The sequence below is a fragment of the Streptomyces sp. NPDC001532 genome (assembly GCF_040298625.1).
In the GTDB taxonomy this organism is placed as follows: Bacteria; Actinomycetota; Actinomycetes; order Streptomycetales; family Streptomycetaceae; genus Streptomyces.
Window position 1 is genome coordinate 82,821 of the sequence record NZ_JBEPAL010000030.1, and the last position, 25,317, is coordinate 108,137.

General features: G+C 73.5%; 21 protein-coding genes and 1 pseudogene. 9 read left to right on the forward strand and 13 right to left on the reverse strand.

Translation table 11 applies throughout. From position 1 onward, the window contains the following. Positions 1-15: 15 nt before the first annotated feature. The 5 genes from ABT232_RS25555 to ABT232_RS25575 form a co-directional block, all read right to left on the reverse strand. A complete protein-coding gene (locus ABT232_RS25555) occupies positions 16-3,147 on the reverse strand; it encodes an efflux RND transporter permease subunit (RefSeq protein ID WP_351843817.1) in 3,132 nt (1,043 codons plus the stop codon). Between the two features lie 155 nt (positions 3,148-3,302). After that, positions 3,303-3,989 carry a response regulator gene (locus ABT232_RS25560; RefSeq protein ID WP_351843819.1) on the reverse strand — a complete coding sequence of 229 codons (687 nt, stop codon included), beginning with the start codon at positions 3,987-3,989 and terminating at the stop codon, positions 3,303-3,305. An 89-nt stretch (positions 3,990-4,078) separates the two neighbouring features. Further along, positions 4,079-5,314 (reverse strand): sensor histidine kinase, encoded by a 1,236-nt coding sequence (locus ABT232_RS25565; RefSeq protein ID WP_351843822.1) that lies wholly within the window; start codon positions 5,312-5,314, stop codon positions 4,079-4,081. An 82-nt stretch (positions 5,315-5,396) separates the two neighbouring features. Further along, complete coding sequence (pspAA, locus tag ABT232_RS25570) at positions 5,397-5,675, reverse strand: PspA-associated protein PspAA (protein WP_351843825.1); 279 nt, start codon at positions 5,673-5,675, stop codon at positions 5,397-5,399. A gap of 34 nt (positions 5,676-5,709) precedes the next feature. Further along, on the reverse strand, positions 5,710-6,507 hold the full coding sequence (locus tag ABT232_RS25575) for a PspA/IM30 family protein (protein WP_351843827.1): 798 nt from the start codon (positions 6,505-6,507) through the stop codon (positions 5,710-5,712). Between the two features lie 296 nt (positions 6,508-6,803). On the opposite strand from ABT232_RS25575, the gene ABT232_RS25580 reads away from it, so the two are divergent. From ABT232_RS25580 to ABT232_RS25590, 3 genes and pseudogenes are all read left to right on the forward strand, one after another. Further along, entirely contained in the window at positions 6,804-7,442 is a 639-nt protein-coding gene (locus tag ABT232_RS25580; protein ID WP_351843865.1) for a DUF3043 domain-containing protein, read from the forward strand. A gap of 83 nt (positions 7,443-7,525) precedes the next feature. Beyond that, entirely contained in the window at positions 7,526-8,227 is a 702-nt protein-coding gene (locus ABT232_RS25585; RefSeq protein ID WP_351843830.1) for a class I SAM-dependent methyltransferase, read from the forward strand. Between the two features lie 40 nt (positions 8,228-8,267). Beyond that, positions 8,268-8,459: pseudogene (locus ABT232_RS25590) on the forward strand (PDZ domain-containing protein); the annotation flags it as partial. Between the two features lie 63 nt (positions 8,460-8,522). Here ABT232_RS25590 and ABT232_RS25595 read toward each other — a convergent pair. After that, a complete protein-coding gene (locus ABT232_RS25595) occupies positions 8,523-8,744 on the reverse strand; it encodes a hypothetical protein (protein ID WP_351843832.1) in 222 nt (73 codons plus the stop codon). Between the two features lie 113 nt (positions 8,745-8,857). On the opposite strand from ABT232_RS25595, the gene ABT232_RS25600 reads away from it, so the two are divergent. Next, positions 8,858-10,066, forward strand: a complete 1,209-nt coding sequence (locus ABT232_RS25600) for a bifunctional adenosylcobinamide kinase/adenosylcobinamide-phosphate guanylyltransferase (protein WP_351843834.1) — start codon at positions 8,858-8,860, stop codon at positions 10,064-10,066. 37 nt (positions 10,067-10,103) lie between these two features. Here the strand turns inward: ABT232_RS25600 and ABT232_RS25605 are convergent, their stop codons facing one another. Continuing rightward, positions 10,104-11,144: a class I SAM-dependent methyltransferase gene (locus ABT232_RS25605; RefSeq protein WP_351843836.1), complete on the reverse strand. Its 1,041-nt coding sequence runs from the start codon at positions 11,142-11,144 to the stop codon at positions 10,104-10,106. A gap of 194 nt (positions 11,145-11,338) precedes the next feature. On the opposite strand from ABT232_RS25605, the gene cobT reads away from it, so the two are divergent. Then, on the forward strand, positions 11,339-12,460 hold the full coding sequence (gene cobT / locus ABT232_RS25610) for a nicotinate-nucleotide--dimethylbenzimidazole phosphoribosyltransferase (protein WP_351843838.1): 1,122 nt from the start codon (positions 11,339-11,341) through the stop codon (positions 12,458-12,460). 28 nt (positions 12,461-12,488) lie between these two features. Here the strand turns inward: cobT and ABT232_RS25615 are convergent, their stop codons facing one another. Beyond that, positions 12,489-13,250, reverse strand: a complete 762-nt coding sequence (locus tag ABT232_RS25615) for a hypothetical protein (protein WP_351843841.1) — start codon at positions 13,248-13,250, stop codon at positions 12,489-12,491. Between the two features lie 68 nt (positions 13,251-13,318). Between ABT232_RS25615 and ABT232_RS25620 the strand changes: the two genes are divergently transcribed. Next, positions 13,319-14,095: an adenosylcobinamide-GDP ribazoletransferase gene (locus ABT232_RS25620; protein WP_351843867.1), complete on the forward strand. Its 777-nt coding sequence runs from the start codon at positions 13,319-13,321 to the stop codon at positions 14,093-14,095. A 55-nt stretch (positions 14,096-14,150) separates the two neighbouring features. Here the strand turns inward: ABT232_RS25620 and ABT232_RS25625 are convergent, their stop codons facing one another. The 5 genes from ABT232_RS25625 to ABT232_RS25645 form a co-directional block, all read right to left on the reverse strand. Then, a complete protein-coding gene (locus ABT232_RS25625) occupies positions 14,151-14,954 on the reverse strand; it encodes an endo alpha-1,4 polygalactosaminidase (protein WP_351843843.1) in 804 nt (267 codons plus the stop codon). Further along, positions 14,951-15,601: a spherulation-specific family 4 protein gene (locus tag ABT232_RS25630; protein ID WP_351843845.1), complete on the reverse strand. Its 651-nt coding sequence runs from the start codon at positions 15,599-15,601 to the stop codon at positions 14,951-14,953. Before ABT232_RS25630 ends, ABT232_RS25625 begins: the two co-directional genes overlap by 4 nt. Further along, the gene (locus ABT232_RS25635) at positions 15,598-17,136 is read right to left on the reverse strand and encodes a hypothetical protein (RefSeq protein ID WP_351843847.1); all 1,539 of its coding nucleotides are present in this window, start codon (positions 17,134-17,136) and stop codon (positions 15,598-15,600) included. The genes ABT232_RS25630 and ABT232_RS25635 overlap by 4 nt, the downstream gene beginning before the upstream one ends. Further along, positions 17,133-18,653, reverse strand: coding sequence for a GT4 family glycosyltransferase PelF (gene pelF / locus ABT232_RS25640; RefSeq protein ID WP_351843849.1), 1,521 nt, complete (start codon positions 18,651-18,653; stop codon positions 17,133-17,135). Before pelF ends, ABT232_RS25635 begins: the two co-directional genes overlap by 4 nt. A gap of 159 nt (positions 18,654-18,812) precedes the next feature. Further along, a complete protein-coding gene (locus ABT232_RS25645) occupies positions 18,813-20,846 on the reverse strand; it encodes a hypothetical protein (RefSeq protein ID WP_351843852.1) in 2,034 nt (677 codons plus the stop codon). Between the two features lie 395 nt (positions 20,847-21,241). On the opposite strand from ABT232_RS25645, the gene ABT232_RS25650 reads away from it, so the two are divergent. The 3 genes from ABT232_RS25650 to ABT232_RS25660 all read left to right on the forward strand — a co-directional run. After that, positions 21,242-22,777 (forward strand): leucyl aminopeptidase, encoded by a 1,536-nt coding sequence (locus ABT232_RS25650; protein WP_351843854.1) that lies wholly within the window; start codon positions 21,242-21,244, stop codon positions 22,775-22,777. 285 nt (positions 22,778-23,062) lie between these two features. After that, on the forward strand, positions 23,063-24,451 hold the full coding sequence (gene lpdA / locus ABT232_RS25655; RefSeq protein ID WP_351843856.1) for a dihydrolipoyl dehydrogenase: 1,389 nt from the start codon (positions 23,063-23,065) through the stop codon (positions 24,449-24,451). Positions 24,452-24,508: 57 nt separating this feature from the next. Then, positions 24,509-25,317: biotin/lipoyl-containing protein (locus ABT232_RS25660; RefSeq protein ID WP_351843858.1), on the forward strand; the 809-nt coding region annotated here is incomplete at its 3' end.

The following is a 25,317-nucleotide window of genomic DNA, read 5'->3' on the forward strand; positions in this document are numbered from 1 at the left end:
ACACGCGTGGACGCGTCACACGCGAGCCGTCTCCGGCTCACCCGAAGACTCCGGGGAGGACTGCGACGGCACGCCCGCCTTCGACGCTCGCTTCGCCGCCCGCTTCTTCGCGCGCCGCTCCTTGCGGAGCTCCAGCATCGCGTAGAGGGTCGGGACGAGGAGGAGGGTCAGCAGGGTGGAGGTGACCAGGCCGCCAATGACGACCACGGCCAGCGGCTGGGCTATGAAGCCGCCTTCGCCAGTGATGCCGAGGGCCATCGGGAGGAGGGCGAAGATGGTCGCCAGGGCCGTCATGAGGATGGGGCGCAGGCGGTGGCGGCCGCCCTCGACGACCGCCTCGACTACGCCGTAGCCCTGCGCCCGGTACTGGTTGATCAGGTCGATCAGCACGATCGCGTTGGTGACCACGATGCCGATCAGCATCAGCATGCCGATCATCGCGGGGACGCCCATCGGGGTGCCGGTGGCCAGCAGCAGGCCGATCGCGCCGGTCGCGGCGAACGGGATGGAGACCAGCAGGATCAGCGGCTGGACCAGCGAGCGGAACGTCGCGACCAGCAGCATGAAGACGATCGCGATCGCCGCCAGCATGGCGAGGCCGAGGTTGGCGAACGCCTCGTCCTGGTCCTCGGAGACGCCGCCGATCTCGGCGGTGGCGCCCTCCGGCAGGTCCAGCGCGTTGATCTTCGCCTGGAGGTCGGCGCTGACCGCGCCGGTGTTGTCGCCGGTCGGCCTGGCGGTGACGGTGGCGGCGCGCTGGCCGTCGATGCGGGTCATGGAGACCGGGCCGTCGACGAGCCGCACGTCCGCGATGTCGCCGAGCTTCACCGGGCCCAGGGGCAGCTTCTTCAGCTGTGCCAGGGTCTCCGCGGGGCGCGCCGAGCGGATGACGACGTCGCGTTCGGTGTCGTCCAGGGTGGCCTTCGCGGCGGTGGTGCCGCGCACCGCCTGGGTGACGGCGTCGCCGAGCGTCTGGTCGGTGAAGCCGGCCGCGGCGGCCTTCTCGTTGGCCTTGACGGAGATCCGCGGGACGCTCTGCGAGAGGTCGCTGGCGACGTCGGTGACGTCGTCCAGGCCGGCCACGGCCTCGCGGACCTCTTCGGCGGCCTCGCGCAGCACCTTCGCGTCGGCGGCCTTCACGACCACGCTGAGATCCTGGCTGCCGAAGCCGTCACCGGCGGCGATCGTGGTCGAACCGATGCCGTCGAGCTTCTTGAGGCCCTCGTCGATGGCCTTCTCGACGTCCTCGTACGACGCCGAGTCGGCCAGCTTCACGGAGTACGACGCCTGGTTGCTGTCGGTGCCGCCGCCGAAGGCCGCCATGAAGCCGGAGGAGCCGACGGTGACCTGGTAGTCCTCGACGCCGTCGATGCCGGCGAGCAGCTTCTCGACCTTCTTCGCCTGGGCGTCGGTCGCCGCGAGGCTGGTGCCGGGCTTCAGCTCCTGCTTGACGGTGAGGACTTCCTGCTCGCCCTGGTCGAAGAAGTTGGTCTTCAGCAGCGGGGCCATGGCGAACGTGCCGATGAGGACGACGACCGCGATCGCGACGCTGGTGAGGCGGCGGCGGGTGGCGAAGCGCAGGACGGGGACGTAGAAGCGCTGGAGCCTGCTCCTCGCCTCCTTCTCCTCGGCCAGCCGGCGCGCCTCGTCGGCGTCCTCCGGGGTGCCCTTCGGGGGGCGCAGGAACCAGTAGGAGAGGACCGGGACGACCGTCAGGGAGACCAGCAGGGACGCCAGCAGGGCGGCGGTGACGGTCAGCGAGAACGAGCCGAACAGCTCGCCCACCATGCCGCCGACCAGGCCGATCGGCAGGAAGACGGCGACGGTGGTGAGGGTCGAGGAGGTGACCGCGCCGGCCACCTCGCGGACCGCCTTGAGGATGGCCTCCTGGCGTTCCTCGCCGTAGCCGAGGTGCCGCTTGATGTTCTCCAGGACGACGATGGAGTCGTCGACGACACGTCCGATGGCGATGGTGAGCGCGCCGAGGGTGAGGACGTTCAGGGAGAGGTCGCGGGTCCACAGGACGATCAGCGCGAGGACCACGGAGAGCGGGATCGACACGGCCGTGACCAGGGTGGAGCGCACCGACGCCAGGAAGACGAGGATCACCAGGACCGCGAAGAGCAGGCCGAGGGCGCCCTCCGTCGTCAGGCCCTCGATGGACTTCGACACCGCCGGGCCCTGGTCGCTGACGACCGTGACGGTGGCGCCGGAGCCGAGGTCGGCGCGCATCTCGGGCAGCTGGTCGCGGACCGCGTCGGAGATGGCGACCGCGCTGCCGTCGCGGTCCATGGTGACCATGACGGCGAGGCTGGGCTCGCCGTTGGTGCGGGTGAGGGCGTCGGCGCGGGCCGGCTGCTGTGCGACCTCGGCCACGTCACCGAGGCGGACCGGCTTCTTGACGCCCTCGCCGGTGACCATCAGGTCCTGGATCTGCTTCAGCGAGGTGAAGCCGCCGCCGACCTGCACGGTGCGGTTGGCGCCGTCCTCGTCGAAGGAGCCGGCGGGGACGGTGGCGCCGCCCGCCTGGAGCGCCTGGACGAGGGACTGGGTGGTCAGCCCGGCCTTGGCCAGCTTCTTGTCGTTCGGGGTGACGGCGACTTCGAGGTCGCGGACGCCGTCCACGGTGACCTGGCCGACGCCGTCGATGTCCTTGAGGTCCGGTACGACGGTCCGGTCGAGCTGGTCGGCGAGGGCCTGCTGGTCGCGGTCGGAGGTGACGGCGAGCACGACGGTCGGGATGTCGTCCGTGGAGCCGGCGACGACCTGCGGGTCGACGTCGTCCGGGAGCTGGACGCGGGCCCGGTTGACGGCCTGCTGGACGTTGGCGACCAGCTGGTCGGTGTCGTTGCCGTAGTCGAAGGACGCCATGATGACGGCGTTGCCCTCACTGGCCGTGGAGGTGACGCCGGTGATGCCGTCGACCGCCTCCAGGTTGTTCTCGATCGGTTCGACGACCTGCTTCTCGACCACGTCCGGAGACGCGCCCTGGTACGGCGCGATCACCGACACCATGGGCAGTTCGATGGTGGGCAGCAGCTGCTGCTTGAGCTGTGGGATCGCGATCGCCCCGAAGGCGAGCGCGATGATCGACATCAGCCCTATCAGGGCCCGTTGCGCGAGGCTGAATCTGGACAGCCAGGACATGGGTCAGGGTCTCTCTTCCGTGGCCTGAGCGGAGCAGTGGGCGCATGCGAGCGCCCACCCTGACACCCTGGTCCATCGCGGACCGCCCGGCCGTCGCCCGCAGGTCCATTTCCTTATGCGGCGCATACTGCGGGTGGAGTAGTGCGGTACGGGTGTCAGTCCACCCTCGGACGTACCAGCCCGGACTCGTACGCGATCACCACCAGCTGGGCCCGGTCGCGGGCGCCCAGCTTGGCCATGGCCCGGTTGACGTGCGTCTTGACGGTCAGCGGGCTGACCTGGAGGCGCTCGGCGATCTCGTCGTTGGAGTGCCCGCCGGCGACCTGCACCAGCACCTCGCGCTCGCGGACGGTGAGCGCCTCCAGCCGCTCGGCGCGGGCCGGGTCGCGGTCGCCGTCCGGGAGGTCGCCGCCCTGGGCGAGGAAGCGGGCGATCAGGCCCTTGGTGGCGGCCGGGGAGAGCAGGGCGTCGCCGTCGGCCGCGACCCGGATCGCGTTCAGCAGTTCGTCGGGTTCGCTGCCCTTGCCGAGGAAGCCGGCGGCACCGGCCCGCAGCGACCGCACCACGTAGTCGTCGACCTCGAAGGTGGTCAGGATGACGATCCGGACGTGGGCGAGGTCGGGGTCGGCGCTGATCGCGCGGGTGGCGGCGAGGCCGTCGGTGCCGGGCATGCGGATGTCCATCAGCACCACGTCGACGTGCTGCTCCTTCGCCATCCGCACCGCCTCGGCGCCGTCGGAGGCCTCGCCGACCACCTCCATGTCGGGCTCGGAGTCGACCAGCACACGGAAGGCGCTGCGCAGCAGGGCCTGGTCGTCGGCGAGCAGGACACGGATGGTCATGCGGGTCCCTTCCGGGCGGTCGGAGGTCGGGGCGCGGGAGCGAGGCGGGGGCGGAGCCGGGGCGGGCGCAGGCTTGGCGGTCCGGTGCGTCAGGCCGTCGGGGCGGGTGTGCCCTCCTCCGTCGTACGGGTGCGCGGCTTGACCGGCAGGATCGCATGGACGCGGAAGCCGCCGCCGTAGCGGGGGCCGGTGGTGAGGGTGCCGCGCAGGGCGGTGACGCGTTCGCGCATGCCGAGCAGGCCGTGGCCGCCGCCGGCGGCGGGGCGGTCGGTCTCGCCGGTGCCGTCGTCGAGGACGGTGATCTCGATGTTCGGCCCCACGCGGACCACGCTGACCTCGGCCTTCGCGGAGGTCCCGGCGTGCTTCTGGACGTTGGTGAGGGCTTCCTGGATGACCCGGTAGGCGGCGAGGTCGACGGCGGCCGGGAGGGCGGTGCCGTGGTCGGTGCGGGCCACCTCGACGCGCAGTCCGGCGTTGCGGAAGGTGCCGACGAGTTCGTCGAGGCGGTCCAGGCCGGGCGCGGGCTCGGTCGGGGCCTCGGGGTCGCCGGACTGGCGGAGCAGACCGACGGTGGCACGCAGTTCGTTGAGGGCGGAGCGGCTGGCCTCGCGGACGTGGCCGAGGGCCTCTTTGGCCTGGTCGGGGCGCCGGTCCATGACGTGTGCGGCGACCCCGGCCTGGACGTTGACGAGGGCGATGTGGTGGGCGACGACGTCGTGCAGGTCGCGGGCGATGCGCAGGCGTTCCTCGGCGACCCGGCGGCGGGCCTCCTCCTCGCGGGTGCGTTCGGCGCGCTCGGCGCGTTCGCGGATGGCCTGGACGAAGGCGCGGCGGCTGCGCACGGCGTCGCCGGCGGTGGCGCCGATGCCGGTCCAGGCGAAGATCGCGAGGTTCTCCTGGGCGTACCAGGGCAGCGGGCCGGCGAGCATGGCGGCGCCGGTCAGCACGGTCATGGTGAGCAGGCCGACCCGCCAGGTGGTGGGGCGGTCGGTGGTGGAGGCGACGGTGTAGAGGGCGATCACGGCGGACATCGCCACGGGGGCCCGGGGGTCGCCGGTGACGGACTCGACCAGGGAGAGGGTGCCGGTGAGGGCGAGGACGGTGAGCGGGGCGCGGCGGCGGAACACCAGGGCGGCGGCGCCGAGGGCGATCAGCACCAGGCTCAGCGCGTCGGGGCGGTGCAGGCTCCAGGTGACGCTGTCCTTGCCGTGCGGGTCGACGAAGGAGCCGGCCACCATGCACGCCAGTACGCCCGCCGCCAGCGCCGCGTCCAGCGCCATCGGGTGGGCCTTGAGTCGGCGCCGGGCGCTCTCCAGGGTGCTCACGGTGCTCCACGGTAAGCCCGGCGCGCGGCGGGCCCGGCGCGCCCCTGCCCCGGCCGGGGTCGCCGCCCTCCGGGGCCGGGGGTCAGTCGGGGATGAGGCCGTCCTCGGAGAGCAGTTCCCGGACGTCGTCCAGGGTGGCGTCGGGGGACGGCAGGATGAGCTGGGAGGGTTCGAGGGAGTCGTCGGGCAGGGGGGTGCCCAGCTCCCTGACCCGGGTCAGGAGGGCGTGCAGGGTGCGGCGGAAGCCGGGTCCGTCGCCCTGTTCCATCTCGGCCAGGAGCTCGTTGTCCAGCTTGTTCAGCTCGGCGAGGTGGCCGTCGGCCAGCTCCACCTGCCCCTCCCCCATGATCCGTACGATCATGTCGCCCTCCTCGGCGTGGTGAAGGCTCGTGCCCCTACTGCTTGTCGAACCTCGGGGTGTCCTGCGGCTGCTGCTGGGGCTGCTGCTGTCCGTTGCCGCCCTCGATGGCCTGCTGGCCCGCGGAGCCGCCTCCGGCCAGTTCGGCCTTCATGCGCTGGAGCTCCAGCTCTACATCCGTACCACCGGAGAGCCGGTCCAGCTCGGCCTGGATGTCGTCCTTCGCCATGCCGCTGGGGTCGTCGAGGGCGCCGGAGGCGAGCAGTTCGTCGATGGCGCCGGCTCGGGCCTGGAGCTGTGCCGTCTTGTCCTCGGCGCGCTGGATGGCCAGGCCGACGTCGCCCATCTCCTCGGAGATGCCGGTGAACGCCTCGCCGATCCGGGTCTGCGCCTGGGCGGCGGTGTACGTCGCCTTGATCGTCTCCTTCTTGGTCCGGAAGGCGTCGACCTTGGCCTGGAGCCGCTGGGCCGCCAGGGTGAGCTTCTCCTCCTCGCCCTGGAGGGTGGCGTGCTGGGTCTCCAGGTCGGTGACCTGCTGCTGGAGCGCGGCGCGGCGGGACAGTGCCTCGCGGGCCAGGTCCTCGCGGCCGAGGGCGAGCGCCTTGCGGCCCTGGTCCTCCAGCTTGGTGGACTGCTGCTGCAGCTGGTTGAGCTGGAGTTCCAGGCGCTTGCGGGAGGTCGCCACGTCCGCGACGCCACGGCGCACCTTCTGGAGCAGTTCCAGCTGCTTCTGGTACGAGTAATCGAGGGTCTCGCGCGGGTCCTCGGCCCGGTCAAGGGCCTTGTTCGCCTTCGCGCGGAAGATCATCCCCATACGCTTCATGACACCGCTCATGGGCTTCGCGCGCCCCCTTCTGACGGACTTAAGGCTCCAGCTCTGCGACAGAACCCACAGTACGGGCCCTGCATCCATTACCGCACTGTTCGGGGAGTGATGCGGTCATCCCCGAGGACGACTGGGGACGGCCCGGCTCCGGCGTAGGGAGTAGGTGATCCCCAGGGTGGACCCAGGGTGGACCCCAGGGTTTGTCCCAGGGGTCCTCCGGAAGATCCCAGGGGTTCCGGGGCGTACGCATCGTCCCCTCTGTCCCCTTACAGACGACTGGTGTTGCCGGATCGTTCCCCGCGGGGCTGGGGTCCAACCCCGGGCACCCCGTACCCTTGGGTTTTGTGTTCCGTAGCCGTGCCAAGGAAGAGAAGGCCGCCGTCGCCGACAAGGCCCCGGTGACCGTCTCCAAGCAGCCCCGTGACCCGCAGGCCCCCAAGGGCCGCCCCACGCCCAAGCGCAGCGAGGCCCAGTCTCAGCGCCGCAGCGTGGCCAATACGCAGATGACGCGCAAGGAGGCCGCCAAGCGCTCGCGCGAGGAACGTCGTGCCGCACTGGAGCGGCAGCGCCAGGCGCTGGCCGGCGGTGACGAGCGGTACCTGCCGGCCCGTGACAAGGGCCCGGTCCGCCGTTTCGCCCGCGACTTCATCGACTCGCGGTTCAACATCGCGGAGTTCTTCCTGCCGATGGCCGTGGTCATCCTCGTGCTGAGCATGGTGCGGGTGGCCTCGCTGCAGAACATCGCGCTGCTGCTGTGGCTCGTGGTGATCGTCCTGATCGTGCTGGACTCGGTCGTCACCGGCTTCCGTCTGAAGAAGCGGCTGGCCGAGCGGTTCCCCGACGACAACAAGCGCGGCGCCGTCGCCTACGCGCTGATGCGCTCCCTCCAGATGCGCCGGCTCCGGCTGCCCAAGCCGCAGGTCAAGCGCGGGGAGCGGCCCTGAGCGCTGCGTCGTTCTCCGGGGGTGCGGCCGATGCCTGGCTCAGCAAGGTGGGCGGGCTGCGCGATGTCGTCCGACAGGAGCTGGTGGCCCGGCAGCTCGAGGAGCAGATAGCCGGTCGGTTCCCGGTCGGGCAGCGGCTGCGGGTGCTCGACGTGGGGATGGGCCAGGGCACGCAGTCGCTGCGGCTGGCCCGGGCCGGGCATCGGATAACCGGCCTGGAGCAGGACCCGACGATGATCGCCGCGGCCCGCGAGACGCTGGCAGGCGAGCCCGAGGGCATCCGTGAGCGGATGCGGATCATCGAGGGCGACGGCCGGGACACGGGGGTGCACTTCCTGCCGGGCAGCTTCGACGTGGTGCTCTGCCACGGGGTGCTGATGTACGTCGAGGAGCCCGATCCGCTGCTGGCGGGGCTGGCCCGGGTGCTCGCGCCCGGCGGGCTGCTGTCGCTGCTGGTGCGCAACGGGGACGCGCTGGCCATGCGGCCGGGGCTGTCCGGCGACTGGCCGGGGGCGCTGGCCTCCTTCGACACCACCGCCTACCGCAACCGGCTGGGCCTGGACGTGCGGGCCGACCGGCTGTCCACGCTGACCTCCACGCTGGCGGGGATCGGGGCGCCGCTGCACGCCTGGTACGGGGTGCGGGTCTTCACGGACACCGCCGCAGACGACGCCGAGGCGCCGGCCGACCTGGACACGCTGCTGGCGGTGGAGGAGCGCGCCGGACGGACGGATCCGTACCGGGGGATCGCGGCGCTGCTGCATCTGTGCGGGGTGCGGGGCTGAGCCTCGGCTCGTTCGGGTGAGCACCGAGGGCCGGAGGGAGAACGGCGGCGCGGCCGACCGGGCGGGTCTGGAACCCGAGGACGTCATCACCGGCCTGGGTGACACGGAGGTCACCACCCTCACCTCGCTCGCGGAGGCACTGGCCACCGAACGGCCGGGCGACCGGACGACGGTGACCTACCGCCGGGACGGCGAGGAGCGGACGGCAAAGGTGACGCTCGGCGAGCAGTGAGACCGGCGCCGCGAGCGGGGACGGCCCGGACCGGCTCGCGGCTCCGGGCCGTCTCTCACGCCGTCAGGAGGCTTCTTCCTCCTCCGCGTGCAGGCTCATCGGGCCGTAGATCTCCGTGCCGTCCTCGAACAGGCGTACCTGGTCCGCGCCTCCGGCGAGCAGGTCCTTCCACTGCTCCCCGATCCACGACTCGGCGTCCCCCTGCGTGGTGAACTCCTCGGGCTGCACCGCCGGCTCGACCTCCGTCCCGTCGGCCTTCTCGAACCGCCACGTCCATGCCGCCATGTACGCCTCCCAGGTGTCAGCACAAGCAGAGCGCGGGCCGGATCTTGGTCCGGCTCCTGCCCTGAGCCTAGCCGGACGCGCAAGACCTGCGGCGACACGCGAAAATCGGGTCCGTGGAACTCACTCTGCTCGGTACCGGTGCCCCCGCGGGCCTCCCCCGCCCCGACTGTCCCTGCGCGGCCTGCGCGACCGCGCTCGGGCCCGACGCGCGGGCGGCGACCGCGCTGCTCCTGGACGGGGCGGTGATGCTGGACCTGACGCCGGGCGCGGCGTTCGCGGCGGCCCGGGCGGGGCGGTCGCTGAGCGGGGTGCGGCAGGTGCTGCTGTCGCATCCGCACGACGGGCCCGCCGTGGAGGTGCCGGCCGGGCTGCCGCAGCCCGGCCGGGTGCCGGACGGCCGGGAGCTGGCGCTGCTGACCGGACACCGGGTGCGCGCGGTGGCGATGGACGCGCCGGGCACGGGCTACGCGGTGACGGGCCCGGACGGGCAGCGGCTGCTGTATCTGCCGCCGGGCGGCGCGCCGGCCGGGCTGGAGGAGGGGACCGAGCACGCCCAGCCGTACGACATGGTGGTCGCCGATGTGGTGGGGCGGCCGGACGCGCTGGCCCGGCTGCGGGCGGTGGGCGCGGTCGGGCCGACGACGGATGTGATCGCCGTCCACCTCGACCACGATGTGCCGCCCGGGGCGGAGCTGCGGCGGCGGCTGGCGGCGGCCGGGGCGCGGGCGGTGCCGGACGGGACGACGCTGGCGGTGGGGGCGTACGAGGACGTGCCCGACGTGCCGCGGCGGACGCTGGTGCTGGGGGGTGCGCGGTCCGGGAAGTCGGTGGAGGCGGAGCGGCGGCTGGAGGCGTTCCCGGACGTGCTGTACGTGGCGACCGGCGGGACGCGCGGCGGGGACACCGAGTGGGCGGCCCGGGTGGCGACGCACCGGGAGCGGCGGCCGGGGTCGTGGCGGACGCTGGAGACCTGCGATCTGGTGCCGCTGCTGAAGGACGACGGGCCGCCGCTGCTGATCGACTGTCTGTCGCTGTGGCTGACCGACGCGATGGACGCCGCCGGGGCGTGGGACGACGCCGAGTGGGCGGGCGGCGGTGAGCGGGCCCTGCGGGAGCGGGTGCGGGAGCTCGCGGCCGCGGTGCGCGAGACGCGGCGGGTGGTGGTCGCCGTGTCGAACGAGGTCGGCTCCGGGATCGTGCCGGCCACCGCGTCCGGCCGCCGCTACCGCGACGAGCTGGGCCGGCTGAACGCGGCGGTCGCCGGTGAGTGCGAGCAGGTGCTGCTGGTGGTGGCCGGGCAGGCGCTGGCCCTGCGGGGCTGAACCGCGCCCGGCCGTCCTCCGTTCCCCGGCACACCCCTCAGCGGTGGGCGATGACGCGGTAGGTGTTCGCGAGGGGGGTGTGGCGCAGGAGGGGGGCCAGGGTGTGGTCCGCGGCCACGGCCGCCGCCGCGAGGGGGGCGGTGGCGTGGGTCAGGGCGGTGCGGACGTGGCGCTGGAGGGCGGTCGGAGGGGTCGGGCGCCAGGGGGCGTCCTGGGGCGGGAGGGCGTGGGAGAGGGCGAGGGTGGCCGCCGTCACGAGGTCGTGCGGGAGGTGGTCGCGGTCCGTCCGCAGAATCGCGCAGCCCTGGGACCGCAGTTCCGCGAGGAGGTTGGCCGGCGGGATCAGGTGGAGGTGGCGGGGCTGGGTGTGCGGGAGCCACCAGCGGCCGAGGAGCGGGGCGAGCGGGCTGGTCGGGTCGGGCAGTTCGATCAGCAGGACGCCGCCCGGGCGGAGCAGACTCAGCGCCGCGCGCAGGTCGGCCCGTGGGTCGGGCGTGCGGTGCAGCTGGTGCAGCAGGCTGACGACGTCGTAGCGGGACCGCAGGCGGGCGGTGGTCCCGCGGGTGGTCAGGTGGCCGACGTGGGCCTCCTCCACACGCCCGGCCGCGCGGGCCTTCAGGACGCGCGGGGTGGGGTCCATGCCGTCGAAGGCGGTGTACGGGAAGAACTCCCGCGCGATCGCGGGGAAGTCGCCGTCGCCCGTGCCCACGTCGAGCCAGCTCTCCGGCTCCCCGTACGCCAGCATCGACCGGGCGGTGGCGCGCAGCCGGCGGCGGGCGCGTTCGGCGTGGGCGAGGTCCGGCTGCGGGTAGCGGGAGTGGAACGCCAGGCCTTCGGGGGTGAGGCGCGGGTTCTGGAAGACATGGGCGCAGTCCCGGCACACGTCGACGGTGAACCGGCCCGGTCTGCGCTGGAGGAGGTCGGGTGCGGAGAACCGGGTCCGCAGCCGCCCGGAGCCGCACCAGGGGCAGTCCTCGCGGCGCGGTTCGTGGAACCGTTCGGTGCCCTGGGCGAGTTCGGCGAGGCAGGCGGCGCGGCGGCGGGCGGTCACCTGCGGGGCGGAGGGCGTGATCGGCATCGACGGCTCCCAGACAGGGGCGGAGACAGCGGGATACAGGGATACATGCGCGTACACGGCTGATACAGGCACAAATACACCTACCCAGGCGAAATGGAACGTATGGGATCGCGATCTTGCGTGCAACGACGTGGTGACCGCGTGGTGGCCATGTGGCGCGGTCCTGTTCGATCGGTGCCGGTACTGTTCGGCGAATGAGCTCGCTGAATCTCGACGACTTCACCGATCTGATCGAGCGCCCCGACGGTGGTGTGCGCCGCGCCGCCGAGGAGCGCCGGGAACGTCAGATCGTGCCGCCCGGGTCGCTGGGGCGCCTCGACGACCTGGGTGAGTGGCTGGCCGCGGCGCAGGGTGTCGCGTCGGTGCGGCCGATCGGACAGCCTCGGGTGGTGCTGTTCGCCGGTGACCACGGCATCGCGGGGCTGGGTGTCTCGGCGCGCCCCGCGGGCAGCGCGCACGAACTGGTGCGCGAGGTCCTGGAGGGCGGCCGGCCGGTGGCGGTGCTGGCCCGGCGGCTCGGGGTGCCGGTACGGGTCGTGGACATGGCGCTGGACTGCGACCCGGAGACGCTCCCGGCCGATGTCGTACGGCACCGGGTGCGGCGCGGCAGCGGGCGCATCGACATCGAGGACGCGCTCACCCCGCAGGAGGCGGAGGCCGCCTTCCTGGCGGGCGTCGCGGTGGCCGACGAGGAGGCCGACTCGGGGACGGACCTGGTGGTCCTCGGTGACATCAGCGTCGGCGGTACGACGGCCGCGGCGGTGCTGGTGGCCGCCCTGTGCGGGACCGACGCCTCGGTGGTGACCGGCCGCGGCGGGCTAGCCGTGGACGACCTGGTGTGGATGCGCAAGTGCGCCGCGATCCGGGACGCGCTGCGCCGGGCCCGGCCGGTGCTCGGCGACCAGTTGCAGCTGCTGGCGACCGTCGGCGGCGCGGATCTGACCGCGATGACCGGCTTCCTGCTCCAGAGCGCGGTACGGAAGATGCCGGTGATCCTGGACGGTGTGGTGGCCGCCGCGTGCGCGCTGGTGGGCCAGCGGGTCGCGTTCCGGGCGCCGGACTGGTGGCTGGCGGGGCACGCCAGCGGGGAGCCGGGCCAGGCGAAGGCGCTGGACCGGATGGCGCTGGAGCCGCTGCTGGACCACGGGGTGGCGGTGGGCGAGGGCGCCGGCGGTCTGCTCGCACTGCCCCTGGTGCAGTCCGCGGCGGCACTGGCGGCGGAGCTGCCGGAGCGGAAGCCGGCCGACGCGGCGGACGGGACCGGTGCGGCCGCCGGGGCCGAGGCGACGGCGGGAACCGAAGAGGCCCAGGCGTAGGCGCAGACGGACGCGGACGCGGGACGGGTCAGCGGCGTTCCAGCTCCGCGACGGGCTCGTCAGGGGCGCCGCCGATCCAGTCCTGCAACCGGCGGGCGGGCCCGGCCCAGCGGCGGTCGTGGTGGTAGGAGCGCAGCGCGGCCCGGGCGCGGGCCCGCGGGCGGCGGTGGTAGAAGCGGCGGGCCCACGGGGAGCCGGGGCGGGCCAGCCGGAGTGCGCCGATCAGGGCCAGGAACGGGATGATCACCCCGAACACCGCCATGCGCAGCTTGCCCTTGTAGAGGGCGATGAGGGACAGCGCGAAGTTGCCGGCGACGGTGGCGATGACGGTGCCGCGGTCCTGGAGTTCGTCGTCGTCGACGCCGTTGACGCCGAACGGGGAGAACCCGGACAGGACCAGCCCGACCAGGGCGGCCGTCAGCACCACGACCTCGACGCTCTTGCGGCCCGCCTCGCTCCAGTAGACGTCGTCGAGGTGGAGGATCAGCGCGAACTCGTCGAGGACCAGCCCCGCTCCGATGCCGAAGATCACCGCGAACATCGCGGCTCCGAACCCGGAGCGTCCGCTCGCCACCGCCCCGAAGCCGCCGACGACGGCGAGCACGACGCCGGGCACGACGTGATGGATGTGCACCCCGCCCGACTGCACATTGCCGAAGGGCCCCTTGCCGGCCCGGATGAGCCGGGTGATCAGCCGGGTGGTCAGGAAGGTCAGCACGAAGGACGTGAGGGCGAGCAGCAGGGGAAGCTTGCCGGGTTCGACGACGTTGCGCTCCAGCCACTGCCACATACGTCCCAGTGTGACCGGATTACGCCCGCGGCGCCGTCCGGACGGTCGCGTACCCTTCCGGCGTGTCCATGATCCTGCCGTCGCACGGCCTCCGCTTCGCCTTCGGCACCCTCACCGTCCTGCCGGTGAAGGTGACCCGCTGGGACCGGGAGGCGGCGCGCGGCGGGATGCTGTGCGCGCCGCTGGCCGGGCTGGTCGTCGGCGCCCTGGCCGCCGGGACGGGTGTGCTGCTGCTGGTGCTGGGCGCGGGTCCGCTGCTCGCCGCGGTGGCCTCCGCCGCCGTACCGGCCGTGCTCACCCGGGGACTGCATCTGGACGGGCTGGCCGACACCGCCGACGGGCTGGGCAGCGGCAAGCCGGCCGAGGACGCGCTGCGGATCATGAAGCAGTCGGACATCGGCCCGTTCGGTGTGATCACCCTGCTCTTCGTGCTGCTGGCCCAGGTGGCCGCGCTCGCCGAGGCCTACGCCGGTTCCTGGGCGCGGGGCGCGCTCGCCGCGGTCGCCGCGGGCACCGCCGCCCGGCTGGCGCTCACCCTGGCCGCCCGCACCGGGGTGCCGGCCGCCCGCCCGGAGGGGCTGGGCGCGGCGGTGGCGGGGGTCGTGCCGCGCGGCGGCGCGCTGCTGGCGGCGCTGCTGGTGGCCGGGGCGGCGGCGGGCGGCGGCGCGCTCCTCGGGGTGTACGACCTCGGCCGTGCGGTGCTCGCGGTGGTGCTCGCCGTCGCCGCGGCGGAACTGCTGCTGCGGCACTGCGTGCGCCGGTTCGGCGGGGTGACCGGCGATGTGTTCGGCGGGCTCGCCGAGACGGCGGCGACCACGGCCCTGGTGGTGCTCGCCGCCGGCTGAGCCCCGCCCTGGTGGTGCTCGCCCCGGCTGAGCCCCGCTCTCGTGGGCCCCGGCCTCAGCAGGCCCGCCGCCAGACCCCCAGCTCGTACTTCTTCAGCATCGAGCTGAGCCGCAGCCGCCGCGCCTCGGGGCAGAAGCGGCGCGTGGGCACCTCGTACTCCACGTGGAAGACGGCCTTGTCCGCGTCGATGAACGGGGTGAGGGTGTCGCACTCGTCGTACTGGGCGCACTGCTCGTTGACCGCGAAGTCGAAGTCGTCGACGAGTTCGGGGATCTGGTCGAGGTCGTTCTTCAGGCCCACCGCCATGCCCCGCTCGTGGACGAGCCGGGCGATCAGCCGGTTGTAGCGGAGCTGGTCGGCGGCGGTGAGCGGGAAGCCGGTGCGGTTGCGGTAGCCGTCCATGTTGTCCGGCTCCACCGCGTCGAAGCCCTTCTCCCGGCACATGTCGACACGGGCCGCCATCAGCGGCTCCAGTACGTCGGTGCGGCGGATGTCGAGCCAGCGCTCGCCCTCCCAGCCGTTGCCCCGGCCGAGCACCGACTCCGGGAACTTCCCGGCGTCCGGGCGGAACTCCTCCCAGGCGCCGGTGGAGAGATAGCAGATCACCTTGCGGCCGCGCTGGTGCAGGTCGGCGACGGTGTCCGCGTCGTGGTCGAAGCCGTCGATGTCGTACACCGGCACCTCGACGGTCGGGTCGAGCCGACCGCTGAGCTGCCACTGCCAGGGGGTGCCGGGGCGCGGCTGCCAGCGTGGTCCGGGCGAGGCCGACGGGGTGTCGTCGGCCGGGGGCTCCGGCGCGGCGGTGCAGCCCGCCGACAGCAGAAGCAGCGCGAGCAGCAGGAGGATCGGGCGTCTCACGGGGCGGGCTCCAGGGTGTGCGGCAACGTACCCCATGGATGATCTCCCGTGCCGGGCACCGCGCAGTACACGGCGGCGCCGCGCGCCCGGGCCGCCGCGGCTGCGTCGACGCCGGGCGGGACGCCGTGCACGAGATGGCACTGGCGGGCGCCGGTGCCGGTCCAGGGCAGCGGGGGCCGGGTGCGGTACGTCTCCCAGTCGCCCTCGAAGGTGACGACGACGTCGGCGATGCGGGCGTAGCAGGGGTGGGGCTGTGTGCCGTGGTTCAGGGTGACGGTGGTGCAGCCGGCCGCCCAGGCGGCGCCGGCCAGGCGGCGGTAGTGGCCGAACTCCTCGGGGCCGGAGGCGACCTGGTCGAGGAAGGCGCCGTCGGTGCCGTACCAGGCGCGGTGGCGGTCGAGGTCGCGGGCCACGTCGGCGTACGGGCGGCGGCCGTAGTCGGTGTCGGTGTAGCCGAGCACCCGGACTCCGCCGGCGGCCCGCAGCCGGGCGGCGATCTCGGCGAACGCCGGGTCGAGGGCCTCCCCCGGGCCGCTGGCCGGGTTCAGGACCACGCCGTGCAGGCGGGGCGCGGCGGCGACGATGGCGTCCCATTCGGCGGGGCGGACGGACGGGTGCTCGTAGTAGGGGACCAGCAGGGTGCTCATCGGTGTGCGGTCGCCCTTCCCAGCAGGCCGCAGACGAGGGCCGCCTGGGCGAGGGCGGCGGCGCCGTGGACGGTCAGGCCCACCCAGTGCGGGGAGCCGGTGTGGGTGATCAGGGCCAGGGTCTGGGCGAGGGCGGCCGCGCAGCAGACGGCCGCCGCGCCGAGGATCGCGCCGAACGACTGGAGCAGCAGCCCCGTCCACAGCACCACACCGAGCAGCAGCAGCCCGGCCAGGCGGACACCGAGGGGCACACCGGCCTGTTCGAGCGTGGGCTCGGCCGGGGTGCGCGGCCACAGGGCGGCGGCGGCCACGGCGAGGACGAGCAGCGAGGCGAGGTAGCCGGCCAGACAGCGGATGACGATCAGGGCGGTGCCGCGCCAGAAGGCGCGCGGCGTGCCGGCGGAGCGCAGCCCGGCGAGGCTGCCGCTGCGGAAGCGGTACAGCAGCCATTCGGCGGGGCCCATGCTGAGGGTGAGGGCCACCGCGGCGGGCGCGGCGGTCGCGCTGTGCGCCTCGCCCGCGAGGACGTCGCCGAGCGCCGCGTACAGCACGAGGACGCCGCTGCCCAGGCCGAACAGCGCGTACGGCACGGACGCGGTGAGGCCGGGTGCGCCGGTGTGCCGGTGGACGGCGCCGAGCGCGCCGAACGGCAGCAGCGCCGTCAGGCCCGCCGTCCAGCTGCCCTCGCCGAGCTCCCGCAGCGCGGGCGCCACGTCGAGCAGGGCGAGCAGCGCGACCGCGGCCAGCGAGCCGAGCAGCAGGGCGGTCCGGGCGGCCTCGGGCACCTCGGTGACCATGGCGGTCACCGCGCCCGCCGCCATCGGCAGCAGCGCGGCGAGCAGGGCGCGCTCGCGGCCCAGCACCAGCAGGGTGGTGGCCGCGGCCAGGTAGCAGGACTGGCCGGCGGCGAAGGCGAGGGCGGCCGCGTCGCCGCTGCCCGCGACGGCGAGGGCGGTCAGCGCGCCGAGCAGGGCGCCCAGCGGCGCGCCCAGCAGGAGGCAGCGGCGGGCGGCCGAGCGGTCGCCGAGGCCGAGCCAGGAGTAGGCGCGGTGGGCGAGGCCCTGGTTCCAGGTCCAGCCGGTCAGGGCGCCCGCGAGCAGCGGGACCGTGCCGGCCGGGAGCCCGAGGCCGTCCTCGGGGCCGGCGAGCAGGGGGGCGCCGAGGACGTAGGCGAGACCGGGCAGGGCGAACACCACACCGCGCAGCAGGCAGCCGAGCAGGCCGACCTGCCAGGGGTCGTGGGGCGGGCCGTCCGGTTCGGGGTAGCGGCGGTCGACCCGCTGGTACAGCTCCTCGGCGAGCGCGAAGGAGTCCTTGACGCCGTACTGCTCGCGTATCCGGTCGTCGGAGAGGCCGTCGGACTCCAGCAGCGCGGCTATCTCGTCGGGGTGGACGGCGGCGGCGGCGAAGTCGTCGAGGCGCTCGGCGAGTTCGTCGATCGGGTCGGGCCCGGCCCAGCTGGGTGTCCGTTGCCGGGGGACGCCGGGCGGGCTGTCGGGGCGGGCGCCCGGGGGCAGCCACACGCTGCCGCTCACCAGCCGGTCCCGTCCGTCGCCACGGCCGCGTACCAGGGGTCGCGCAGCTCCAGGGTCCAGTCGGCGACCGTCTCCACGGTCGGCTCGTACACCTCGGGAAGGCCCGCGAGCTCCTGGTAGATGGTGCGGAAGTTGTCCACCGAGCGGCGCAGGGTGAACCGGTCGATGACCCGCTGGCGGCTCAGTTCGCCCAGTTCCCGGCGGCGTTCGTCGTCGCGGAGCAGGGTGAGCGCGGCGGCGGCCATCTTCTCCGGCTCGCGCGGCGGGACCACCAGACCGGTGTCGCCGACGGCCTCGCGCACTCCGCCGACGTCCGTCGAGACGGTCGTACGGCCGCAGGACATGGCCTCGATGATGGAGAACGGGAAGCCCTCGGAGATGGAGGAGAGCATCACGACGTGGCCGGCCGCGTAGGCGCGCCAGACCTCGCTGACGCGGCCCTCGAAGGTGAGGCCGTCGGTGACGCCGAGTTCGGCCGCGAGCTTCTCCAGTTTCGTCCGGTACGCCTCGCCGCCGGGCGGGACGGGGCCGAAGAGGCGCAGTCTGGTCTCCGGGAGCTCGGCGCGGATCAGGGCGTAGGAGCGGATCAGGGTCTCCAGGTCCTTGATGGGGTCCACGCGTCCGCACCAGGAGAGGGTGGGGACGTCGGGTTCGGGGCCGGCGTGCGGGAAGGCGGCCGGGTCGACGCCGTTGTAGACGGTGCGGATGCGGTCGGCGTCGGCGCCGCCGCGCTCCTCCCAGCGGCGGTTGTACTGGTTGCACGGCGTGATCAGGTCGGCGGAGCGGTAGCCGTGGGAGTTCAGTTCGCGGTAGAAGCCGAGCATGAACGCCTTCACGGGCCAGCGCTGGGCCTCGCGGCGGTGGCCCAGGTAGCGCTCGCGCAGATAGATGCCGTGCTCGGTGAGGAGGAACGGCACGCCGTCCAGCCGGCGGGCGGCGAGCGCGGGGAGGGTGGCGAGGCCGCTGCTCGTGGCGTGGGCGACGGAGTCCTCGGGGATGCGCGCGCCCAGCGGGCGCAGCGCGTGTTCCAGCAGGTCGGTGGCGGTCAGCGCGTCGTGCACGGTGGGACGGGCGGCGGCGGTCGGCAGATGCGGCATCGTCCAGATCCACATCAGCGAGCGCAGTGCCGCCTCGGTGCGCAGCGCCGCCGACAGCCGTCCGTCGCGGGCCAGCACGGCCAGTTCGTCGAGGGCGTCGCCGAAGTCGCGCGGCGCCTGCGGGTCGAGGAAGGACAGCAGCAGCCGCTCGTAGGCGTCGACGAACCGGCGGCGGGCCCTGCCGCTCGGCGCCCGCCGGTGTCCCGGTCGCGGGCCCCAGGTCGGCACCGAGGTGTGCCGGTAGACGTTGGGCGGCAGTTCCCAGGTGACGGGTTCGCGGCCGCTGCCGGTGAGCGAGACGACGTGGAAGTCGACCTCCGGCATGCCTTTGACGAGCTGGTCGCACCAGGTGCTGACGCCGCCGTGGACATGCGGATAGGTGCCTTCGGTGAGCATGGTGACATGACGGCCGGTACGCATCGCTGCGCTGTTTCCCCCTGGTCTGCGGATTCTGTGCGGGGAACTGCCGCCCGGGTCCCGGGTCCGGGTCCCGTGCGGCTGGTCGCGCCCCCCGCGGCGGAGCCGCGTGTCGATGCGGCTCCGCCCCCCTCACGGCGTTACGGCGTTACGGCGTTGCGTCTACGGCAGCTTCAGGGTGACGGCCGACTGGAGCGACGCCGGTGTGGTCCAGTCGGAGCGCGCTCCCGCGTACGGCGTGCCGAACGCGGTGGTGCCGAGCAGGAGTTGCTTGCGCGTGCCCTCCGGCACGGTCACCGGGATCTGGGTGCCGGAGGGCGCGGTGACGGTGACGGTGGTGCCGACGCGGTAGGCGGTGACCCGGCCGGCCGCGATCGCGCTCTGCCAGGCGGCGCGGCGCTTCAGCTCGGTGCCGATGGCGCTGTGGCGCAGGTTCTCCAGCGGGGTGTTGTCGGCGAACAGGGCGCGGTAGTCGGAGAGCACCTCGTCCAGGACCGGGTAGAGGATGCGGTCCTCGGCGAGGTTCGACTGGTGCGCGTAGTGCGGGCGCGGGTCGCCGCTGAGCGCGTGGCCGAGGGCGATGCGGGCCTCCTGCGGGACGATGTGGGTGTCGTAGCCGGTGGCGGGGTCCAGCGGCTGGTCGAGGCAGGTGGAGTTCGGGTTGTTCTCGCAGATCCCGCTGCCGCCGTCGGCCTTCGAGGTGTAGACCCAGTTGTACTCGTCGGCCATCTCGGCCTCGGTGCCGGTGTTGTAGTACACGTTCATCGGGTGCCGGGGCACGGTGGTCGCGGCGCCGACCGGGCGCTGTTCGGGCTCGCGGGAGTTGTCCGAGGCGATCCACTTCACGCCGGTGTCGGCGAGGGCGCCGGCCAGGTTGGGGTTGTCGGCGGGCTGCTGCGGCAGGGTCTTGAGCCCGGAGTGCTCGCCGGTGACGAGTTCGGCGCGGTCGACGGCGAGGCCCTTGAGGACGCCCCAGTTGTGGTTGTCGCGGATCTGTCCGGCGATCTCGGCGCGGCTCATGTACCGGGTGCTGCCGTCGGCGTTCTTCGCGCAGCTCCACGGCACGGTGGAGGTGTCCTGCACGCAGCCCAGGAAGGGGTGGGTGTAGGTGTGGTTGACCCAGCGGTACTGCGCCCGGTCGGCGAGCAGCCGGTCGGTGAGCGGGTCGGCGCCGCCGTGCTCGGTCTTCCACTGCTCGCCGGAGCCGGCGTTGTAGACCATGTCGAGGGTGAAGCCGCGCTCGCGCTGCCACTGGGCGGCGTAGGCGGCGTCGTCGGCGGTCATGCGGATGGGCGTGGTGGTGTCCTCGCCGCCGCCCGCGCAGTCGATGTCGCCGGGGGTGCAGTTGCGTTCGGTGTCCCAGCGGGCGTCGGGGGCGAAGACGTCGTCGACGTGGACGGCGAAGTGGTTGCGGGACCGGCCCAGGTGGACGCCCTGGGTGAGCCATTCGACGATGCCGCGGGCCAGCACCCGGAACTGCTGCTGGTACTCGTTGTAGGCGAAGGTCACGACCAGTTCGCGCCGCCCGTCGTGGGCGTACTCCCCGACGAGGCTGCCGCGGCCGGTGCCGCCGGGCACGGGCAGGTCGACGTAGCTGGTGAAGCCGGGGCGGGGCCGGGCCGCGTAGCCGTAGCTCTCCTGGACGGCGGGGGCGTTGTCCTCGAAGGCGAGGGCGCCGTCGAGGTAGCCGAACCAGCCCGCCTTGCCGGCCGCGGTGACGGTCGCCTCGCGGCCGTCGAGGGCGCCGGCCCAGCCGCCCTCGCTGGTGTAGTCGAGGCCCACTCCGGGGTGGGCCCAGGTGTAGGCGTCGACCTGCGGGATGCCGTACGTCCGTTCGTAGGTCTCCAGCGCGGTCTGCTCGGCGGAGCCCGCGCCGAAGGGGGCCTCGTTGGGCAGCACCACGCCCTGGTACTTGGCCCGTGGCGTGCCGCCCACCGTGTCGCTGAGGAACGCCGGGGTGACCGTCGGGCGGCCCGGATCGTTCAGGTCGATCGTGGTGTACGGGATGCCGGTGCTCTTCAGCTGTGCGGTGATGGCCTTGACGGAGCTGTCCCCGTTGTCGACCACCAGGACCTTCAGATCGATCCGCGGCTCGGCCGCCGCCGAGGCGCCGGGCACCCCGAGACCCAGCGTCAGCATCGCGGCGGACGCCAGGACGGCGGCCGCCTCTCTCCTTCTGCGCGCGCGTGGCGTCATGGTGGTTCCTCCCCCCAGAAGATCCCCGTGGTGCGCGCGGCCGGTATGCGTCCTTGCGGGACGTGTGGCCGCCGCCGGCCGCCGACGGGCCGGGCACGGAGGATCATGCGGAAATCATGCGAAGCGGCGAGCACGGGACTCACCGGAACCCGACGAGTGTGACCCAGCTCATGGAGTGCGAGGATCAGGAACGGCCACGACGCCACTCACAGGTGAACGCCCGCAGACGTGAGCGAATCAACCCGCGCGCGTAGTCTCGTGCCAGGTCCGCGCCGCGATGACGCGGACCCGGTGGACACCACCATCAGGGGCCGGTTCTAGGGTCGGCTGTCGGGCCCGGCCGACCCACCCTGTTCGGCCAAGCAACTTCACATCGGAAGCGAGAATTCACCACCGTGACTGCTCTCACTCTCAGCACCGCCGCGGCGGCCGGCCTGCGGGCCGACGCGATCGTGATCGGTGTCGCCAAGAGCCCGAAGGGCGGAAAAGGGCTCGCCGTCGCGCCGGGCGCCGAGGCCGTGGACAAGGCCTACGACGGCGCACTCGCCGGCCTGCTGGAGACCCTGGGCGCCTCCGGTGCCGAGGGCGAGGTGACCAAGCTGCCCGCGCCGTCCGGCTTCAAGACGCCGCTCGTGGTGGCGGTGGGCCTGGGCGCGCAGCCGGACGAGGACGGCGAGTACGACGCCGAGGCGCTGCGCCGCGCGGCCGGTGCCGCCGCCCGCGCCCTGTCCGGCTCCCGCAAGGCCGCCTTCGCCCTGCCGCTCGCGGACAGCGCCGCGGTCGGCGCGGTCGCCGAGGGCGCGCTGCTCGGCGCGTACTCCTTCGACGCCTACAAGGACAACGGCCGGAACGCCAAGGACAAGAACGGCAAGGCGCCGCTCGCCGAGGCCGTGCTGCTCGGCGCCAAGCCCCGCGACAAGGCGCACAAGGCCGCGCTGGAGCGGGCCGCCGCCGTCGCCGAGGAGCTGAACCGCGCCCGCGACCTGATCAACACCCCGCCGAACGACCTCACCCCGGAGGCGTTCGCCGCCGTGGCGCAGGCCGCGGCCAAGGAGCACGGCATCAAGGTGCAGGTGCTCGACGAGAAGGCCCTCGCCAAGGGCGGCTACGGCGGCATCCTCGGCGTCGGCGGCGGCTCCGCGGCCGCCCCGCGCCTGGTGAAGCTGTCGTACACGACGTCCAGGGCGAAGAAGCACCTGGCCTTCGTCGGCAAGGGCATCACCTACGACTCGGGCGGCATCTCGCTGAAGCCGGCCGGTCACAACGAGACCATGAAGTGCGACATGAGCGGCGCCGCGGCGGTCCTCGCCGCGGTCGTCGCCGCCGCCCGCCTCGGCCTGGAGGTGAACGTCACCGGCTGGCTGGCGCTCGCCGAGAACATGCCGTCGGGTTCCGCGGTGCGCCCCGGTGACGTGCTGCGCATGTACAGCGGCAAGACGGTCGAGGTGCTGAACACCGACGCCGAGGGCCGGCTGGTGCTCGGCGACGCCCTGTGGGCCGCGTCGCAGGAGAAGCCGGACGCGATCGTGGACGTGGCGACGCTGACCGGCGCGATGGTGCTGGCGCTCGGCAACCGCACGTTCGGTGTCATGGCCAACGACGACGCGTTCCGTACCGCGATCGTGGAGGCCGCGGAGGAGGTCGGCGAGCAGTCCTGGCCGATGCCGCTGCCGGAGCACCTGCGCAAGGGCATGGACTCCCCCACCGCCGACATCGCCAACATGGGCGAGCGGATGGGCGGCGGTCTGGTCGCCGGTCTCTTCCTGCGCGAGTTCGTCGGCGAGGGGATCACCTGGGCGCACCTCGACATCGCGGGCCCCGCGTTCAACGAGGGCGGCCCGTTCGGCTACACGCCCAAGGGCGGCACCGGCTCCGGTGTGCGGACGCTGGTGCGGCTGGCGGAGCTCACGGCCGCGGGTGATCTCGGGTGACGTCCGCCCGCTGAGCGGGACGCGTCCGCCGTAGGGCGGTTCGAGGGGCGTGGGGGCTGCTCGCGCGGTCCCCGCGCCCCTTGCGTCACTCCGATCACCTCGGTCCACGACTGAACGTGCTACGTCTCACACCCCGGCCCCGCGTCTCGTCAAGCACCGACTAGTGCGAAGATGGGGCACGGCAGGACAGGGCCCCCACCTAAGGGCCGAAGAACGAGCGGCCGGACACCAGCCGCCGACCGGTCACTGGAGACCGGCGTGGCGCACATGCATGGAGGACGTGACGTGGCGAACGACGCCAGCACCGTTTTCGACCTAGTGATCCTCGGCGGTGGTAGTGGCGGTTACGCCGCGGCCCTGCGCGGGGCGCAGCTGGGCCTGGACGTCGCCCTGATCGAGAAGGACAAGGTCGGCGGCACCTGCCTGCACCGGGGTTGCATCCCCACCAAGGCCCTGCTGCACGCGGGCGAGATCGCCGACCAGGCCCGCGAGAGCGCGCAGTTCGGCGTCAAGGCCACGTTCGAGGGCATCGACGTCCCCGCGGTCCACAAGTACAAGGACGAGGTCATCTCGGGCCTGTACAAGGGTCTCCAGGGCCTGGTCGCCTCCCGCAAGGTGACGTACATCGAGGGCGAGGGCCGGCTGTCCTCCCCCACCTCGGTGGATGTGAACGGTCAGCGTGTCCAGGGCCGTCACGTCCTGCTGGCGACCGGCTCCGTGCCGAAGTCGCTGCCGGGCCTGGAGATCGACGGCGACCGGATCATCTCCTCCGACCACGCCCTCGTCCTGGACCGCGTGCCGAAGTCCGCGATCATCCTCGGCGGCGGTGTCATCGGCGTCGAGTTCGCCTCCGCGTGGAAGTCCTTCGGCTCGGACGTCACGATCATCGAGGGCATGAAGCACCTCGTCCCGGTCGAGGACGAGAACTCCTCCAAGCTCCTCGAGCGCGCCTTCCGCAAGCGCGGCATCAAGTTCAACCTGGGCACCTTCTTCCAGAAGGCCGAGTACACCGCCGACGGCGTCAAGGTCACCCTGGCCGACGGCAAGGAGTTCGAGGCCGAGGTCCTGCTGGTGGCCGTCGGCCGCGGTCCGGTCTCGCAGGGCCTGGGCTACGAGGAGGCCGGGGTCGCCATGGACCGCGGTTACGTCCTCGTCGACGAGTACATGCGGACCAACGTCCCCACCATCTCCGCGGTCGGCGACCTGGTCCCCACGCTCCAGCTCGCGCACGTCGGGTTCGCCGAGGGCATCCTGGTGGCGGAGCGGCTGGCCGGTCTGAAGACCGTCCCGATCGACTACGACGGTGTCCCGCGGGTGACGTACTGCCACCCGGAGGTCGCCTCCGTCGGCATCACCGAGGCCAAGGCCAAGGAGATCTACGGCGCGGACAAGGTCGTCGCCCTGAAGTACAACCTGGCGGGCAACGGCAAGAGCAAGATCCTGAAGACCGCGGGCGAGATCAAGCTCGTCCAGGTCAAGGACGGTGCCGTGGTCGGTGTCCACATGGTCGGCGACCGGATGGGCGAGCAGGTCGGCGAGGCCCAGCTGATCTACAACTGGGAGGCGCTGCCGGCCGAGGTGGCCCAGCTCGTCCACGCCCACCCGACGCAGAACGAGGCGCTCGGCGAGGCCCACCTGGCGCTGGCGGGCAAGCCGCTGCACTCGCACGACTGACCGGCCCTCGGGCGCGACGACACAGACTTCCGCAATTCGTTAGGAGCAACCGAAACCATGGCGGTTTCCGTAACCCTTCCGGCGCTCGGCGAGAGCGTCACCGAGGGCACTGTCACCCGCTGGCTGAAGGCCGAGGGTGAGCGCGTCGAGGCCGACGAGCCCCTGCTTGAGGTCTCCACCGACAAGGTCGACACCGAGATCCCGGCGCCCGCCGCCGGTGTGCTCGCCTCCATCAAGGTCGCCGAGGACGAGACCGTCGAGGTCGGCGCCGAGCTGGCGATCATCGACGACGGCACCGGCGCCCCGGCCGAGGCTCCGGCCCCGGCCGCCGAGCAGGCTCCCGCCGCCGAGGAGGTCGCCCCGCCGGCGCCCGAGCCGGCTCCGGCGGCCCAGCCGTCCACCGAGCAGGCCGCCCCCGCCCCGGCGCCCACCGCCGAGGCCGCCGCCGGCGGCGGTTCCGCCGAGGGCACGGACGTGGTCCTGCCCGCGCTCGGCGAGTCCGTCACCGAGGGCACCGTCACCCGCTGGCTGAAGTCGGTCGGCGACAGCGTCGAGGCCGACGAGCCGCTGCTGGAGGTGTCGACGGACAAGGTCGACACCGAGATCCCCGCGCCCACCTCCGGTGTGCTGCTGGAGATCGTGGTCGGCGAGGACGAGACGGCCGAGGTCGGCGCCAAGCTGGCCGTCATCGGCGCCCCGGGTGCCGCTCCGGCCGCCGCCCCGGCCGCCCCGGCTCCGGCGCCCGCCGCCGAGGCCCCGGCCGCTCCGGCCGCCCCGGCCGCCCCCGCGGCTCCGGCCGCCCCTGCTCCGGCTCCCGCCACTCCGGCCGCGCCCGCCGCCGCTCCGGCCCCGGCCCAGCCCGCGGC

Coding starts and splice junctions, on each gene's coding strand:
- ABT232_RS25595 (WP_351843832.1), bottom strand. CDS start 8,744: ATGGCGGCATGGACGTGGCGGTTCGAGAAGGCCGACGGGACGGAGGTC.
- ABT232_RS25645 (WP_351843852.1), bottom strand. CDS start 20,846: ATGACGCCACGCGCGCGCAGAAGGAGAGAGGCGGCCGCCGTCCTGGCG.
- ABT232_RS25615 (WP_351843841.1), bottom strand. CDS start 13,250: ATGTGGCAGTGGCTGGAGCGCAACGTCGTCGAACCCGGCAAGCTTCCC.
- ABT232_RS25605 (WP_351843836.1), bottom strand. CDS start 11,144: ATGCCGATCACGCCCTCCGCCCCGCAGGTGACCGCCCGCCGCCGCGCC.
- ABT232_RS25575 (WP_351843827.1), bottom strand. CDS start 6,507: ATGAGCGGTGTCATGAAGCGTATGGGGATGATCTTCCGCGCGAAGGCG.
- ABT232_RS25560 (WP_351843819.1), bottom strand. CDS start 3,989: ATGACCATCCGTGTCCTGCTCGCCGACGACCAGGCCCTGCTGCGCAGC.
- pelF (WP_351843849.1), bottom strand. CDS start 18,653: ATGCGTACCGGCCGTCATGTCACCATGCTCACCGAAGGCACCTATCCG.
- pspAA (WP_351843825.1), bottom strand. CDS start 5,675: ATGATCGTACGGATCATGGGGGAGGGGCAGGTGGAGCTGGCCGACGGC.
- cobT (WP_351843838.1), top strand. CDS start 11,339: ATGAGCTCGCTGAATCTCGACGACTTCACCGATCTGATCGAGCGCCCC.
- ABT232_RS25555 (WP_351843817.1), bottom strand. CDS start 3,147: ATGTCCTGGCTGTCCAGATTCAGCCTCGCGCAACGGGCCCTGATAGGG.
- ABT232_RS25620 (WP_351843867.1), top strand. CDS start 13,319: ATGATCCTGCCGTCGCACGGCCTCCGCTTCGCCTTCGGCACCCTCACC.
- ABT232_RS25630 (WP_351843845.1), bottom strand. CDS start 15,601: ATGAGCACCCTGCTGGTCCCCTACTACGAGCACCCGTCCGTCCGCCCC.